Source organism: Sphingobium xanthum, from assembly GCF_019737615.1.
Taxonomy (GTDB): domain Bacteria; phylum Pseudomonadota; class Alphaproteobacteria; order Sphingomonadales; family Sphingomonadaceae; genus Sphingobium; species Sphingobium xanthum.
Window position 1 is genome coordinate 103,612 of record NZ_JAHKKS010000009.1, and the last position, 14,756, is coordinate 118,367.

13 protein-coding genes are annotated in these 14,756 nt (G+C 65.7%); 4 read left to right on the plus strand and 9 right to left on the minus strand.

Features of this window, described 5'->3' with window-relative positions; genetic code table 11:
- The first annotated feature begins 118 nt into the window (after positions 1-118).
- The 4 genes from polA (at position 119) to KM135_RS20170 (ending at position 5,296) form a co-directional block, all read left to right on the plus strand.
- Positions 119-2,929: a DNA polymerase I gene (polA, locus tag KM135_RS14930; RefSeq protein ID WP_221714823.1), complete on the plus strand. Its 2,811-nt coding sequence runs from the start codon at positions 119-121 to the stop codon at positions 2,927-2,929.
- A gap of 8 nt (positions 2,930-2,937) precedes the next feature.
- Positions 2,938-3,615 carry a phytanoyl-CoA dioxygenase family protein gene (locus KM135_RS14935; protein ID WP_221714824.1) on the plus strand — a complete coding sequence of 226 codons (678 nt, stop codon included), beginning with the start codon at positions 2,938-2,940 and terminating at the stop codon, positions 3,613-3,615.
- A 69-nt stretch (positions 3,616-3,684) separates the two neighbouring features.
- Complete coding sequence (locus KM135_RS14940) at positions 3,685-4,587, plus strand: CHAD domain-containing protein (RefSeq protein ID WP_221714825.1); 903 nt, start codon at positions 3,685-3,687, stop codon at positions 4,585-4,587.
- A 160-nt stretch (positions 4,588-4,747) separates the two neighbouring features.
- The gene (locus KM135_RS20170) at positions 4,748-5,296 is read left to right on the plus strand and encodes a PEPxxWA-CTERM sorting domain-containing protein (RefSeq protein ID WP_343228206.1); all 549 of its coding nucleotides are present in this window, start codon (positions 4,748-4,750) and stop codon (positions 5,294-5,296) included.
- A 21-nt stretch (positions 5,297-5,317) separates the two neighbouring features.
- Here the strand turns inward: KM135_RS20170 and galE are convergent, their stop codons facing one another.
- The 9 genes from galE to KM135_RS14990 all read right to left on the minus strand — a co-directional run bounded on the left by galE (position 5,318) and on the right by KM135_RS14990 (position 14,749).
- Complete coding sequence (galE, locus tag KM135_RS14950; protein WP_221714827.1) at positions 5,318-6,322, minus strand: UDP-glucose 4-epimerase GalE; 1,005 nt, start codon at positions 6,320-6,322, stop codon at positions 5,318-5,320.
- Positions 6,323-6,553: 231 nt separating this feature from the next.
- Positions 6,554-7,606 carry a mannose-1-phosphate guanylyltransferase/mannose-6-phosphate isomerase gene (locus KM135_RS14955; protein ID WP_221714828.1) on the minus strand — a complete coding sequence of 351 codons (1,053 nt, stop codon included), beginning with the start codon at positions 7,604-7,606 and terminating at the stop codon, positions 6,554-6,556.
- Positions 7,607-7,692: 86 nt separating this feature from the next.
- A complete protein-coding gene (locus tag KM135_RS14960; RefSeq protein ID WP_221714829.1) occupies positions 7,693-8,676 on the minus strand; it encodes a type II secretion system F family protein in 984 nt (327 codons plus the stop codon).
- Positions 8,677-8,692: 16 nt separating this feature from the next.
- A complete protein-coding gene (locus tag KM135_RS14965; protein ID WP_425517054.1) occupies positions 8,693-9,688 on the minus strand; it encodes a type II secretion system F family protein in 996 nt (331 codons plus the stop codon).
- A gap of 61 nt (positions 9,689-9,749) precedes the next feature.
- Positions 9,750-11,051, minus strand: coding sequence for a CpaE/TadZ family protein (locus tag KM135_RS14970; RefSeq protein WP_221714831.1), 1,302 nt, complete (start codon positions 11,049-11,051; stop codon positions 9,750-9,752).
- Between the two features lies 1 nt (position 11,052).
- Positions 11,053-11,697, minus strand: coding sequence for a CpaD family pilus assembly lipoprotein (locus KM135_RS14975; RefSeq protein ID WP_221714832.1), 645 nt, complete (start codon positions 11,695-11,697; stop codon positions 11,053-11,055).
- Positions 11,698-11,715: 18 nt separating this feature from the next.
- A complete protein-coding gene (locus tag KM135_RS14980) occupies positions 11,716-13,239 on the minus strand; it encodes a type II and III secretion system protein family protein (RefSeq protein WP_221714833.1) in 1,524 nt (507 codons plus the stop codon).
- A gap of 1 nt (position 13,240) precedes the next feature.
- Entirely contained in the window at positions 13,241-14,224 is a 984-nt protein-coding gene (cpaB, locus tag KM135_RS14985) for a Flp pilus assembly protein CpaB (RefSeq protein WP_221714834.1), read from the minus strand.
- Positions 14,225-14,275: 51 nt separating this feature from the next.
- The gene (locus KM135_RS14990) at positions 14,276-14,749 is read right to left on the minus strand and encodes an A24 family peptidase (protein ID WP_221714835.1); all 474 of its coding nucleotides are present in this window, start codon (positions 14,747-14,749) and stop codon (positions 14,276-14,278) included.
- Between the last annotated feature and the right edge of the window lie 7 nt (positions 14,750-14,756).

The window sequence follows — 14,756 nt, forward strand, 5'->3', positions numbered from 1 at the left end:
TCGCTCGCTACGGACGACAAGCGCATCGGGAAGAACCAGGCGCCAACAGGTGTTTGCGCGGCCTCTATAGGCGCCGACCCGCTTCCCTCCCTCCGCTGCCCGCGCTATCCCCTCGCGCATGACCTCCCGGAATCACCTCTATCTCGTCGACGGCTCGGGCTACATCTTCCGTGCCTATCACCAGCTCCCGCCGCTCACCAACCGGCACGGGACGCCGGCCGGGGCGGTCTATGGCTATACCGCCATGCTCTGGAAGCTCGCCGATGCGCTCGACAAGGAAGAGGGGCCAACGCATCTCGCCGTGATCCTCGACAAGGGATCGCACACCTTCCGCAACGACATGTACGACCAGTACAAGGCGCATCGCCCGCCGCCGCCCGAAGACCTGATCCCGCAATTCCCGCTGATCCGCGATGCGACGCGCGCCTTCTCGCTGCCGTGCATCGAGGAAGACGGGTATGAGGCGGACGACATCATCGCGAGCTATACCTGCAAGGCGGTCGAGGCCGGCTGGGACGTGACCATCGTCTCCTCCGACAAGGATCTGATGCAGCTCATCGCGCTCTCGAGCGAGGATGGGCCGCGCGTCGACATGCTCGACACGATGAAGAACGAGCGCCGTGCCGCGCCCTATGTCCTGGAGAAGTTCGGCGTGAGGCCGGACCAGCTGGGCGACGTGCTCGCGCTGATGGGCGACGCGGTCGACAATGTGCCGGGCGTGCCGGGCATCGGCGCCAAGACGGCGGCCAAGCTGATCGTCGAATATGACACTCTCGACGCCGTGCTCGCCGCCGCGCCGACGATGAAGCCATCGAAAATGCGCGACAATCTGATCGAGCATGAGGCGATGGCGCGGCTCTCCCGCCAGCTCGTCGCGCTCCATTGCGAGATGACGCTGCCGCACACGCTGGACGAGCTGAAGCTGGACGGCATCCCGCCCGAGCCGTTGCGCAATTTCCTCGAGGATCAGGGCTTCAAGGCCCTGCTCTCGCGCATGGCGGCGAGCGCACCGGGCAAGCAGCAGGCCGATCCCGTCGCCGCGGCAGTCGTCCATGCCGATCCGGGCACGCCGGACTTCATCGATCTGCCGCCGATCGATTGCGACAGCTACGAGACGGTGACGACACCGAGCCAGCTTGCGGCGTGGGTCGAGGAAGCCCGCGCGAGCGGCATCATCGCGATCGATACCGAGACGGACTCGCTGGACAGTATCGCGGCGAACCTCGTCGGGATCTGCCTCGCCACCGCGCCGGGCAGGGCCTGCTATATCCCGATCGGCCACAAGAGCAGCGACGACATGTTCGGCGAAGTGCCGCCGCAGCTTTCGCTCGGCGAGGTGGTCGCGCAATTGAAGCCGCTGCTGGTCGATCCGGGCGTGCTGAAGATCGGCCACAACATCAAATATGACCTCAACGTCTTGCTGCGTCACGGTCTCGACGTCTCGCCGATCGACGACACGATGGTGATGAGCTTCGATCTCGATGCCGGCCAGTCGCTCGCGGGCCATGGCATGGACGAGGTCGCGCATGCGGTCCTCGAACATACGTGCATCGCCTTCAAGGACGTGACCGGCACGGGCAAGAAGGCGATCAGCTTTGCACAGGTGCCGCTCGATCAGGCTACCCGCTATGGCGGCGAGGATGCGGACGTCACCTGGCGCCTGTGGACCCGCTTCAAGCCGCGCCTGCATCAGGAAGCCGCGACGCGAGTCTATGAGCTGGTCGATCGGCCGCTGATCCCGGTGATCGCGGGCATGGAGCGTGCCGGCATCAAGGTCGATCGCGAGCATCTCCAGCGCCTTTCCGCCCGCTTCGCGCAGGAGATGGCGCGGCTGGAGGAGGAGATTCATGCCGAGGCGGGCCAGCCCTTCCAGATCGGATCCACGCAGCAGCTCGGTGCCATCCTGTTCGAGAAACTGGGCTATAAGGGGGGCAAGAAGGGCAAGTCCGGTGCTTATTCGACCGACGTGACCGTGCTCGAGAAGATGAAGGCGGAGGGGGCGACCATCGCCGGGCTGGTGCTGGACTGGCGGCAACTCGCCAAGCTCAAGTCCACTTATACAGACTCGCTGCAGACCCAGATCAATCCGGACACCGGCCGCGTCCACACCAGCTATTCGCTGACCGGCGCGCAGACAGGGCGCCTCTCGTCCAACGACCCCAATCTGCAGAACATCCCGATCCGCACCGAGACCGGCAAGCAGATCCGCGATGCCTTCATCGCGGAGCCGGGCAATGTGATCCTGGCGGCGGACTATAGCCAGATCGAGCTGCGGCTGGCGGCGCACATGGCCGACGTGCCGCCGCTGCGCGAGGCCTTCCTGCGTGGCGAGGACATTCACGCGGCGACGGCGCAGGAGTTGTTCGGCGAAGTGAACCGCGACACGCGCGGGCGGGCGAAGACCATCAACTTCGCCATCCTCTACGGAATTTCCCGCTGGGGGCTCGCCCAGCGTCTGGAGATCGATCCGGACGAGGCGCAAGCGATGATCAGCCGCTATTTCGACCGCTTCCCGGGCATTTCGGCCTATATCAACGAGACGCTCGAGGGCGTGCGGCAGAAGGGCTATACGCAGACCTTGTTCGGCCGGAAGACCTGGTTCAACCAGATCAAGTCGCCGATCCAGCATGTCCGCCAGGGCGCCGAGCGCGCCGCGATCAACGCGCCGATACAGGGCACGAGCGCCGACATCATCAAGCGCGCCATGGTCCGTATGGGGCCGGCGCTGCGCGAGGCGGGGCTGGATCGGGTCAGGATGCTGCTCCAGGTGCATGACGAGCTGGTGTTCGAAGTGCCGGAAGGCGATGTCGCGGCTGCCAGCCCGATCATCGAGCGCGTCATGGCCGGCGCGGCCGAGCCGATGGTGAGTCTGAGCGTGCCGCTCGGCGTCGAGATCGGCACCGGCCCGAGCTGGGGAGCGGCGCACTGAGCGCGAGGATGCGGATCGGGTTTGCTCCGCGTCTGGTGAAGGACGGTGCTGAACTCTACGAGGCCGCGATCACGGTCTCGTTGCCGGGATTGATTGATGCTCTGGCAGAACTGCCAACAGACCAGCCCGGATTGAGGCTGCGCGGCATAGGCGGGCTGGTTCCTTTCCTTGCGGCAGACGGCGCCTTGGGCTGCCTGGTGTCGCAGCATCTGGGCGTCCGTTCCCGTCCGGTCCGCGCGATCCTGTTCGACAAGAGCGAGCGGACCAACTGGGCACTCGGCTGGCATCAGGACCGCACCATATGCGTCGAGCGGCGCGTGCCAGTGGCGGGTTATGAAACATGGTCGTTGAAGCAGGGGATGCAGCACGTTGAGCCACCGTTTTCCCTGCTGGAACGGATGCTGACGATGCGGGTACATCTCGACAATGTGTCGGAGCAGAACGCGCCTTTGCTGATCGCGCCGGGTTCGCACAAGCTTGGCAGGCTGCGGGAGAGTGAGATCGCCGACGCCGTTCAGCGATGCGGCACGTTTGCTTGTACGGCGCGGGCTGGCGATGTCTGGCTCTATGCGACGCCGATTCTCCATGCTTCGCCGATCGCGGTGGAACCTTCGCGCCGACGTGTGCTGCAGATCGATTTTTCGGCCGACGATTTGCCCTGCGGTCTCGCCTGGCGCGGTGTCTGAACCCCGCTGGACCGGCCGCAAAGCTTGGCATAAGCTGGTTACCGGCAGGGAACTGGTATCGGAGTTCACATGCTCTTTCGGTTCAGGGAGGCAGACGGGACTGTCGAGGCTGGGCTCCGGCGCATCGCCGGTGAACAGATCGACGAGGCTTTGGCAGCGATCCGGTCGCAAGAGCTGCCGGTCGAGCGGGTCGTCCATGAGGTGCGGCGGCGCTGCAAGGCGGTGCGCGGGTTGATCCGGCTCGTGCGGCCGGCATTCCCGGCCTTCGAGAAGGAGAATGCGGCGTTTCGCGAGATCGGCGGTGCGCTGGCCGCGGCGCGCGACAGCAAGGTGCTGGTCGATACGCTCGACGGTTTGATCGGCGATGAGGAAGATGCGCTCGACCCCCGCCTGCTGCATCTGCTGCGCAAGCGCCTCGGCCCGCCGTCCGAAAAGGGCCGGCCGTTGCGGCAGATCCTGCGGCAGTGCGAAGAGGAGCTGGTCGCGGCCCGTGTCCGCGCGGCGACCTGGACCTTGCGAGCGGACGGCTGGAGCGCGCTCGGCGACGGGTTCGAGAAGACGCTGAGGGCAGCGCATCATGCGATGAAGCGAGCGGTTCGCTCGGGTCAGGTCGAGGCCAGCCATGCCTGGCGCAAGCAGGTCAAATATCATTGGTATCACGTGCGCGTGCTGCGCGGGATCGCAGCCGGCGCGGCCGAGGAGCGGAGCAAGGCGATGGAAAAGCTCGGCGAATTGCTCGGCGAACGGCACGATCTTGATCTGCTGGCCGAGATGCTTCACGCGCGGCAGCCACGCGGCAGCCATGCCGAGACGATCGACCAACTGACCGCGCAGGCCCGCAAGCGCGCCGCCCGGCTGGAGGACAAGGCGCGCCGGCTCGGCGAGAAGCTCTTCGACGAGAAGCCGCGCAAGGTCGCCGCCAAATGGGGCGAGCGCTGGGAAAACCGGGCACGCGAGGAAGAACCCGCCTGAACTCTCGTTCCAGATCGGGAAACCCGCGGGCGTCATCCAAATTGCAAAATTTTCATTCGGTGCTATTGGTTAATGGCGCTGAAACTGTGGGAGGTTGGCAATGCGCTTGTTCCATGCCTTGACGATTGCTTCGTTTGCATATGCAGCGCCGGCTGCTGCCGTGGTCGTCGAAGATTTCGAGTCCGCCGGTCCCAAGGATACTGCGCTCGCATCGCTTGTGACTGCTGTCGGTGTCTTCACGCCGATCGCGCCGGGCAACAACGTCTGGGTGGCAAGCCCGGGCTACACCAATTTCGGGCCGGGCCTCAATCCGACGACGAGTTCGATCCTGACCGCCAATGGCGACGAAGGCTTCGAACTCATCTTTCCGTTCGTGGCGAAGGGCTTCTCTACGGAGGTCTATCTTAACGATCTCGGGCCGGCGGAATTGAAGCTATACGATGGTGCGACGCTCAAGTTCACCTTCACATGGGCGGCCGACGGCGACGACACCAACAATCTGTTTTCCATCGGTGTCTTTGGGTTGCCGGTGACGCGAATGACGTTCGTCTCCACGCTGGGTGGTCGGCTCAATACCGGGCTGGATAATATCAGCCTGACGCCGCTCGGCGCCATACCCGAGCCGGCGAGCTGGGCCTTGATGATCGGCGGCTTCGCGCTGGCCGGGGCGGCGATGAGGCGGAGCAAGACGAGCGTCAGCTTCGCCTGATTGGGCCGGGCGGGCCGCGCTTCAGTCGCCGGCCCGCGCGCTCAGCTTGCGTTCCCAGGCGAGGGCATGCTCCACGATCGTGCCCAGATCGGCATGCTGCGGCTTCCAGGGAAGGGTCGCTAGGATTGCCCGATTGTCCGAGATGAGCGCGGGCGGATCGCCGGCGCGCCGCGGCTCCATGCGGCGCTCGACCGTCAGGTTGGTGACGCGATCGACGGCGTCGAGCACTTCGAGGACCGAGAAGCCCCGGCCATAGCCGCAGTTCATCGTCAGGTTGCGCTCCGGCTGCTCGATCAGCGCCTCGAGCGCGAGCACATGCGCGGCGGCCAGGTCGCTCACATGGATATAGTCGCGCACGCCCGTACCGTCCGGCGTGTCGTAATCGGTACCGAACACCGCGACATGGCTGCGCTTGCCGAGTGCGGCCTCGACGGCGACCTTGATGAGATGCGTGGCGCCTGCGGTCGACTGGCCCGAGCGACCCTGTGGATCGGCGCCCGCGACGTTGAAGTAACGCAGCGCGCAATAATTCAGGGGGTGCGCGAAGGCGACGTCGGCCAGCATCATCTCGGTCATGAGCTTGGACATGCCATAGGGATTGATCGGCCGCTTGGGGCTGTCCTCGCGCACCGGGCTTTCCTCGGGGACGCCGTAGGTTGCCGCGGTCGAGGAGAAGATGAAATGCGGCACACCGGCGTTCACCGCCGCCTCGATGAGGGCGCGACTATTGGCCGTGTTGTTACGATAATATTTGAGGGGGTTCTCGACAGATTCCGGCACGATGATCGAGCCGGCGAAATGCATGATGCCCTTGACATCATGCTCGGCAACGACCCGCTCGACCAGCGCCGTGTCGCCGATATCGCCTTCGATGAAGATGGCCTTCTCGTGGATGGCCCAGCGAAAACCGGTGGTGAGATTGTCGATCACCACGACCGGATAGCCGGCATCGACCAGCGCCAGAACGGCGTGGCTCCCGATATAGCCGGCACCGCCGGTCACGATGATGGTCGGCTTATCGGTCATGAACGATCCTCCCTTGGAACGATTGCGCGCCTCTAGCCCGAATGACGTTAGGAAGTCGTGTAATCAATTGTCCGAATTCGCCCTTCCGCTTCGAAGGGAATTTGCCAGAACGAGTCGCACGGACTCAATAGAAGCGCGCGATGACCGGCACGACGAGCATGACGAGGACGAGGATAGCGATCGCGGCCAACCAGTGCGGGCGGCCCGAGCGCGGTCCCTCGTCCCGTGTCGTCACGGCTTGCGCCCGGTCAGCGCGGCCACGGCCTTGCGCACATCCTGCGAGCGGCCGCGCGGCAGGATCAGCACTTCGTCCGCCGTCGCGATGACGATGAGATCGCTGGCGCCGACCACGGTGACAGCCGGGCCGTCGCTGCGCACGAGGCAGCCGCTCGCCTCGATCGCATAGGCCGGCCCCTGCAGCGCGTTGCCGGCGTCGTCCTTGCTGGCGAGGCCATGCAGCGCGTCCCAGCTGCCGACATCGGACCAGCCCATGCTGACCGGTGCGCAGGCGACTTTCTCGGCGCGTTCCATCACAGCATAGTCGATGGAGTCGGACGGGCAGGCGGCGAATGCCTCGGCGGAAGGCAGGATGATCCCGCCGCCCTCGCTCCCTTTCGCCATTGCCTCGCGCGCGGCGGCGAGCATCGCGGGCTGATGCGCGGCGAGCGCGTCGAGATAGGCACGCGCACTGAACAGGAAGATGCCTGCATTCCAGACATGATTGCCTTGGGCCAGCATGGCCGTGGCACGCTCGACATCCGGCTTCTCGACGAAGCGCTCCACCTTGCTGATGCCGTCGGCCAGCGTCTCGCCGAGCGCGATATAGCCGAAGCCGGTCTCGGGCGCGTCCGGCTCGATGCCGAAGGTCACGAGCCACCCTTCCGCGACGAGCGGGCGGGCGCGCTCGATCGCGGCATGGAAGGCGGCGACGTCAGCGACGACATGGTCGCTCGGCATGACCAGCATCGCACTGTCCTGTGCTTCGAGCGCGATGGCGGCGAGCGCGATGGCCGGTGCGGTGTTGCGCGCCATGGGCTCCAGGATCAGCGTCATGCCGTCCTCGCCCTGGCTGCGGATGAGCTCGGCATGCGCGGCATTGCCGACGATCACGGGGGCGGTGCGTCCGGCGATACCCTCGATCCGGTCGAGCGTGAGCTGGAACATCGTGCGCTCGTCGGTGAGCGCGATGAACTGCTTGGGGCATTCGCTGCGGCTGACGGGCCAGAGCCGCGTGCCTGAACCGCCGGAAAGGATGACGGGCGTGATGGGTTGGGTTGGCGGCACGGGATCGCAGCTCCTGTCCTCTTGAGGCTGGCCGCGTAGTGACTCAGCTGGCGCGTGGCCGCAAGGGGCCTCGCGCCAGCCGGCCGTCAGAACGCCTTGCTGATCGAACAGGCGGCCGGGCCGAGAATGACCACGAACAGCGTCGGCAGGATGAAGAGGATCAGCGGCACGGTCATGATCGCCGGCAGGCGCGCGGCCTTCTCTTCGGCGCGCATCATGCGGGCGTGGCGGAATTCGGCCGAGAGCACGCGCAAGGCCGAGGCGAGCGGCGTGCCGTATTTCTCGGTCTGGATCATGGTGGTGACCACGCCCTTCAGCGCTTCGAGCTTCACCCGCTCGGCGAGATTCTCGAAGGCCATGCGGCGCTCGGTGAGAAAGCTGAGCTCGATGGCGGTGAGCTGGAATTCCTCGCCGAGCTCGGGATAGGCGGCGCCCAGCTCTCTCGCGACGCGCGCGAAGGCAGCGTCGACGGTGAGGCCGGCCTCGGCGCAGATGACGAGCAGATCGAGCGCGTCGGGAATGCCCTTGCGGATTTCCGCCGCGCGCTTGGTGATCTTGTTGTCGATATAGAGGTCGGGTGCCTTGTAGCTCAGCAGCAACGCGCCGGCGAAGACGCCGAACTTCTTCATGCCGCCCCAGTCGGGCCACATGTCGATGCCGTAGATGAGCAGCGCCGCGGTGCCGCCCACGACGATCGGCAGCACCAGGCGGCCGAAGATGATCGCGATGGCCCAGTCCTTCGAGCGGATGCCGGCCTGGGCGAGCTTCTTCTGCGCGGCCTTGAGCTGATCGTCCTGCAGCACCTTCATCGACGACAGGAAGGCGCGCATCCGGTCGGTCGTGTCGTTCTGATGGACGATCTTGGCGCGGCGCTTGCTGGCAGAGGCGGTGATGCCGGCCTTGAGCTGCTCGCGCCGCTCGTTCAGTGCCTTGACGCGGCGCCCCATGGGGTCGCGCACGGTCGAGGCGACATATAATGCGGCCAGCACGGCGAAGGTGGCGATGGCCGCCAGCAGCGTGCCGACATCCTGGGCCGTGAGCCCGAACAAGGTGGCGCCGGTCGAAGGCATGGTCCCCAGCGCTCCCTCAGATCTCGAAGTTGATCATCTTGGCCATGATGAACACGCCAATGCTCATCCAGCCCATGCCGCCGATCGCGATGAGCTGCATCAGGCCGAGGCCGAACAGGCCCGCCGGATCGCCCGTGAAGAACGGCTCCATATACTGGTAATTGATCCAGCAGATCAGGCCGAACACCAGGAACGGCAGCGAGCCGATGATATAGGCCGACGCCTTGGATTCCGAGGACATCGCCTTGATCTTGAGCTTCATCTGCGCGCGCTGGCGCAGTACGCCGCCCAGATTGGCGAGCGTCTCGGCGAGATTGCCGCCGGTCTCGCGCTGGATGGCGAGCGTGATGCAGAAGAACTGGAATTCCGGCGTGCCGAGGCGCGCGGCGGTCTCCTGCAGCGACTGGTCGGTGCTCTTGCCGATCTTGATGCGCTCGGTGATCATCTTGAATTCCTCGCCCACAGGCCCGGGAATTTCCTGACTGACCACCAGCATGGTCTCGCCCACCGGCAGACCCGAGCGAAGGCCGCGCACGAGCAGGTCGAGTGCGTCCGGGAAATTGGTGGTGAACTTGTTGACGCGGCGCGCGATCATCTTGCCGACGACGACGTGCGGCAGGCCGAAGCCGGCCGCTATCGAGACCAGCAGCGCCGGCAGGAAGGAATAGCCGCGCAGCATCATCAGGCCGAAGATCACGATCGCGATACCGACGCAGCTCATCATATACTGGCTGAGCGTCCACTTCTTGCCGGTCATCGCCAGCCGCTTCGAGAGCTGCTCGGGATTGGGGATCAGCGAGGTGAGGAACAGGTGCTTCTCGGTCTGGCGCGCGGAGATCGCCTTGCGCATGCGCGCTTCGATCTGGTTCAGTTCGGTGTTCGAGTGGCGCCCCCGGATCGCGGCAATGCGGCGGACGCCGGCGCGCTGGGGCGAAGGGCCGGCAAGCGCAAAGAACAGCAGAGCGATCATCGCCGCCGCGAGCAGCATCAGCAGGAGCAGCCTTGGGTCGATCATCGTCTCATCCATCCACACTCAGTCCGTGCCGCACGCCGTACTCGGGGCGCTACGTCGCTCAATCGCCGACCAGCTCGCCCGATGCTTCGGCTTTCACTTTGCCCTTGGGCTTGGGAAGCTTGACCTCGAGGAGACGGCTGATCAGCGAACCGCCGCCCTTCTTGGCCGTGATCTTGTCGATCGCTTCAGTCGGGCCGCTGCTGGCAATCAGCTTGCTGAGCGCGAGGAAGGCCTGGCCGAGTTTGCTCGCGCGGCCGCTTTCGGCGATCGTCTTGCCGAGCTTGGCGGCCTGCGTGGCGACCTTGGCGTCATAGGGGAGGACCATGTCGATCTGCCGCTCGATCGAATGCTCGAAGTCCTTGCGCGCGATTTCCGCCACACCGGTCTGCGCCTTGTTGGCGACGACCAGGATCTGGCTCTGCGGCGCGTTGGACTTGAGCCATGAGAGGATGCGGATCGTGTCGCGCGCCGACGCGAGCGTGAACTCGGTCACGACGATCACGACGTTCGATTCATGGACGAGATGCGGGTGCTGCACCAGCATCGCGCGCGGCATGTCGATGAACGTCCATTCGAATGCGCCGCGCAGTTCTTCCTCCAGCTGATAATAAGCCGAGCCGTCGGTGATCAGCGGATTGCTGATCGGCGCTTCGGCCGAGAGGATGGCGAGCGTCTCGCTGGCGCGTACCATGGCGCGCTCGATGAACAGGCCGTCGATGCGGCTCGGATTCTCGACCGCGTCGGTGAGGCCGCGGCCCGGCTCCAGGTCCATGGAAAGCGCGCCGGTGCCGAAATGCACGTCGAGATCGAGCAGCGCGGTCGGGCGCTTGCCCTTGGTGCTGCTGAGATAGGCGAGCGAGGTCGCGACGGTCGAGGCGCCGACGCCGCCGCGCGTGCCGATGACCGAGACCATCAGATGCGGGCGGTCGTCCACAATCTCCGTTTTGGGCGCCAGGAACACGGCCTGCGCGCTCGCCAGCGCGTCCCGCAGCAGGTCCGCCGACATGGGCTTCAGAAGATAGTCCTGGATGCCACTCGCGACGAGATCGCGATACAGGCGCACGTCGTTGACCTGGCCACTGGCGATCACCACCGTGCCGGGCTCGCAGACTTCGGCCAGACTGTTGATGTCGTTGAGCGGATCGCCCGATTCCGAGAGATCGACGAATAGCACGTTCGGGCTCGCCGACATGGAAAGCGACTGGACCGCATTGCGCAGGCCGCCTTTGTAGACCTTCTCGATCGGCCAGCCCAGTTCCTGCACAACCGCGCGGATGAGATCCAGGCTGTGATCGTCGCAGACATAGGCGTGGAATGCGTCACGCGAGCCGCCACCAGCGGGTTTCCAGGGTGCGTTCATCTCAATTCACTCCCATGGACTGGAGACCGCCGGCGCCCGTTGGCGCCTTTTCCTTGTAGGTCTGGATCGCCTTGCCGCCGACCGTGCTGGCCGGATTGACGCCGGCCGAGCGGCCATCGACCAGATCGTTCGGATCGGCGATCATCGCCGCCAGATTGGACGCCGAGGCGCAGCCATAATTGTCGCTGAGCCCGCCAGTCAGATTGGTTTCCGCCTTGTCGCGCCAGCTCGGGCAGTTCGGCACGGTGGCGACCGCGCGGCTGACGACGACACGCACGCCGCCGGTCGGGGCCTCGCCCGCTGTTGCCGGGGCTTCACCCTCGACGAGCAGGCCATAGCGGCCGACAACGTCCGAAACGCCGTCCTGGAGCGCGCGCGGCGCATCATCGCCCGCAACGGTTACATGATCGCCATAGCGCAGGCCGAGCGACTGGAACCAGGTCGAGAGGCGGCCGCGCTCGGTTGCACCGAGGCCGCCGGATCCGTCCGGCGCAACATCGAACACGAAGTCTGTGCGCGCGACGACCGGCTGGTGGGCCGGTTCGACACCGCGCTCGACTTCGCGCGCGATTGCCGGGGTGGCGGCCAGCGAGAGACCGAGTGCCAGTGCGGCGACGGCGGGGCGGAGAAGGCTCGTCTTTGTCATCGTTCGTCCCATCCCTCGTCAGAAGCTGAAGCCGGGGGCCGCGGACTTGCCGCCACCGCTGGAGGTCTTGCCGGCCGTTCCGATTTTGTCGGGCGTGACCGTGGTCGGCGCGGCAGCTTGCGGCTTGGGCCGGTCGCCGCCGGTCTTGCCGTCGTGAATCTTGCCGAGCAGCTGCTGGGCATCGTTCGGGTTGCGATAGCCGTCGGTCGGCAGCACGATGTCCCGCGCGTTGACCGGCTTCACCAGATACGGCGTGACGACGATCACCAGTTCGGTCTCCTGCCGACGCCAGCCGCGCGACTTGAAGAGATTGCCCAGGATCGGCAGGTCGCCGAGGAACGGTGCCTTGTCGATCGTGTTGTTGCGCGATGTCGAGAGCAGGCCGCCGATCACGAAGCTCTGGCCTGAGCCGAGCTCGACCGTGGTTTCGGCGCGGCGCGTCGAAACGCCGGGGATCGTGAAGTTGTTCAGGCGCACGGCCGAGCTCTCGTCGAGCTGGGACACTTCGGGACGGACGCGCATCGAGATGCGGCCGTCGGCAAGCACCGTCGGCGTGAAGGCGAGGCTGACGCCATATTGCTTATATTCGACCGAAACCTGGCCAAGCGAGGTGGACAGCGGGATCGGAATCTCACCGCCCGCGAGGAAGCTCGCGGTCTCGCCGGAAAGGGCGGTCAGGTTCGGATTGGCGAGGGTCACGGACAGGCCCTGCGTTTCGGCAAGGTCAAGCGCGCCGAGAATGTCGAGACCGAAGAGCCGACCTTCCATGCCCAGCGTCGTGCCCGAGGCAAGGGCGCCAATGGCGGAGGCGCTGCCGCTGGGCACGATGCCATTGCCGACGCCGAGCAGCGGGCCATTAGGCACCCACTGGGTGTTGATGACCGTGCGCCCCTGACCAAGGCCGAATTTGAAGCCGCTGGTGGCGTCTGACGTCACGAGGTTCATGCCGATATTCTTCGACAAGCTCTTGTTCACCTCGGCGATGCGCACCTGCAGGTTCACCTGCAGCGGCGTCGCGGTCTTGAGGCGGCTGACGACATTGGTCTCCTTGCCCGAGAAGGCCTGGACGAGGCGCTCGACCTCGGCGGCGTCCTCCGGCGCGGCGACCGTGCCGGTGAGTAGGATCATGCCGTTCATCGTGCTGACCTGGACATTGGCGTCCGGCATGGCGAGGTGCAGCATCTGGTCGATGCTGGTGATGTTGTTGCCGACGCGGACGGCATTGGCATAGAGCATCTTGCCGCCGCTGGAGGTGACGAACACGTTCGTCTCGCCAGGGCCCTTGGCAATGAGATAGATCTGCCGCTGCGTGCGGACATGGACATCCAGCACCGCCGGATTGGCGATCACGACATCGGTCATGTTCTCGGGCAGGTTGATGACACGGCTTTCGCCGACCGCGAGGAGCAGCGCACCGTTTTCCTGCTGGGCGGCGGCACGCGCATGATGCGTGGTCAGGGCCGCACTGCCGGCGATCGCCAGCCCGGCGGCAATGGCGCCGGTCGCGATGCGTGCCGGGGAGGGCTTCTTGGCGTAGCTCATCTTACTTGCTCCCAAGCGGGATGGGGGTGACGGCCGAGCCGCGCGCGACGCGCACGACCGGGCCTTGATTCGCGGCCATCGGCGCATTGGGATCGACCGGCTTGGCCGGCACGCTGCTGCGCTGGAAGCGCGAAACGTCGGCACCGGTGGAAACGGACGAACGGCCGTCGGACGGGCGGTTTGAGAGGGCCGCCATCATCGTTTTCTCGCCATTGGGATCGCCGGCCTTGGGCGCGTCGATATCGCCGGAGGCGAGTGCTTCCTCGAGTTCCTGGTTGCTGTCGGCGATCGAGCGCAGCGACAGCGAGATCGCGCCGATCGTCTGGGCGACGCTCACCTTCTCGGCCATGCGCGGCGTCACTTCGACGGTGACGTTGGAATAGGTCTGGACCACTGGCTTGCCGTCCTCCCCCAGCGCGTTGGTGCGCTGGTCGGTGGCGAGCACGCGCAGGTTGCGCAGGATCGTCTCGGAAACCTTGAGCGGGGCGCCGTCACCGCCGCCCGCGACGCTCTGCGTGAGCATCAGGTCGACGCGGTCGCCCGGGAAGATGAAACCCGCGACGCTGCTCTGCACGGAAACGGGAACGGTCACCGCGCGCATGCCGGGCGCGAGCGCGGCGGCCAGGAAGCCACGGTCGCCCGGCTGGATGAGCGAGCCCATGGTCATCGGCTGGCCCGCCGAGATGGCCGTGCGCACCACCGAACCGACAAGCTTGGCGTCATCCGACTTGCCCTGGATGTAATAGGCTTCCTCGACCAGCTCCTTTGGCCAGGGCTGGAAACGATAGGCGTCCGGCCCGACGATGGTGCCGACCGGCAGCGACTTGGTCGCAACCAGCACATGCGGCATCTCGGCCGGATTCGGCATGGCAGCCGCGTCCGCCGAGGGCGCGCCGCCATCTGTGAACATGGATCGGGCCAGAAATGCCGCCGTAACGGCGATGATCAGGGCGCCGGCCAGAAGCGCGATCTTCTTAGGTTCCATGTCGACTATCGTCTCCGCAGGGCGGGGCGCTTGCCCCGAGCACCCTGATTATTAAGCCAAAGGGTTAAGATAGGGTTCTCCCAAAACCCACAGTCCGGCGAGCGCGATGGCGACGCCATAGGGGATTTCGGGTCTGCCTATTCGCCGGGTGGCGCTGTGGTGGATCACCGTCACGACCGTTACGAGCCCGCCGAGCAGCGCCATGAGGATGATGAGATTCGCCATCTGCGGCAGCGGGAGCCACAGCGCGAGCGCGCCGAGCATCTTGACGTCGCCGCCGCCCATCATGCCGAGCGCGAACAGGCCGGCGAACAGCGCGAACACCAGGAACGCGAGTACCAGCTGCCAGACGATATCGGGATAGAACGACAGGCCGTTTGCCCACCACCAGAGCGGCGCGAGCAAGGCGATGAATATGTTGAGCTTGTTGGAGATGATGCGGCTGCGCAAATCCGTCGCCGCTCCCCACAGAAGGAGCAGCGCCAGTGTTGCGCTCAGCAAAGATGGTAGCCACACCCCAGGCATGGGGGAA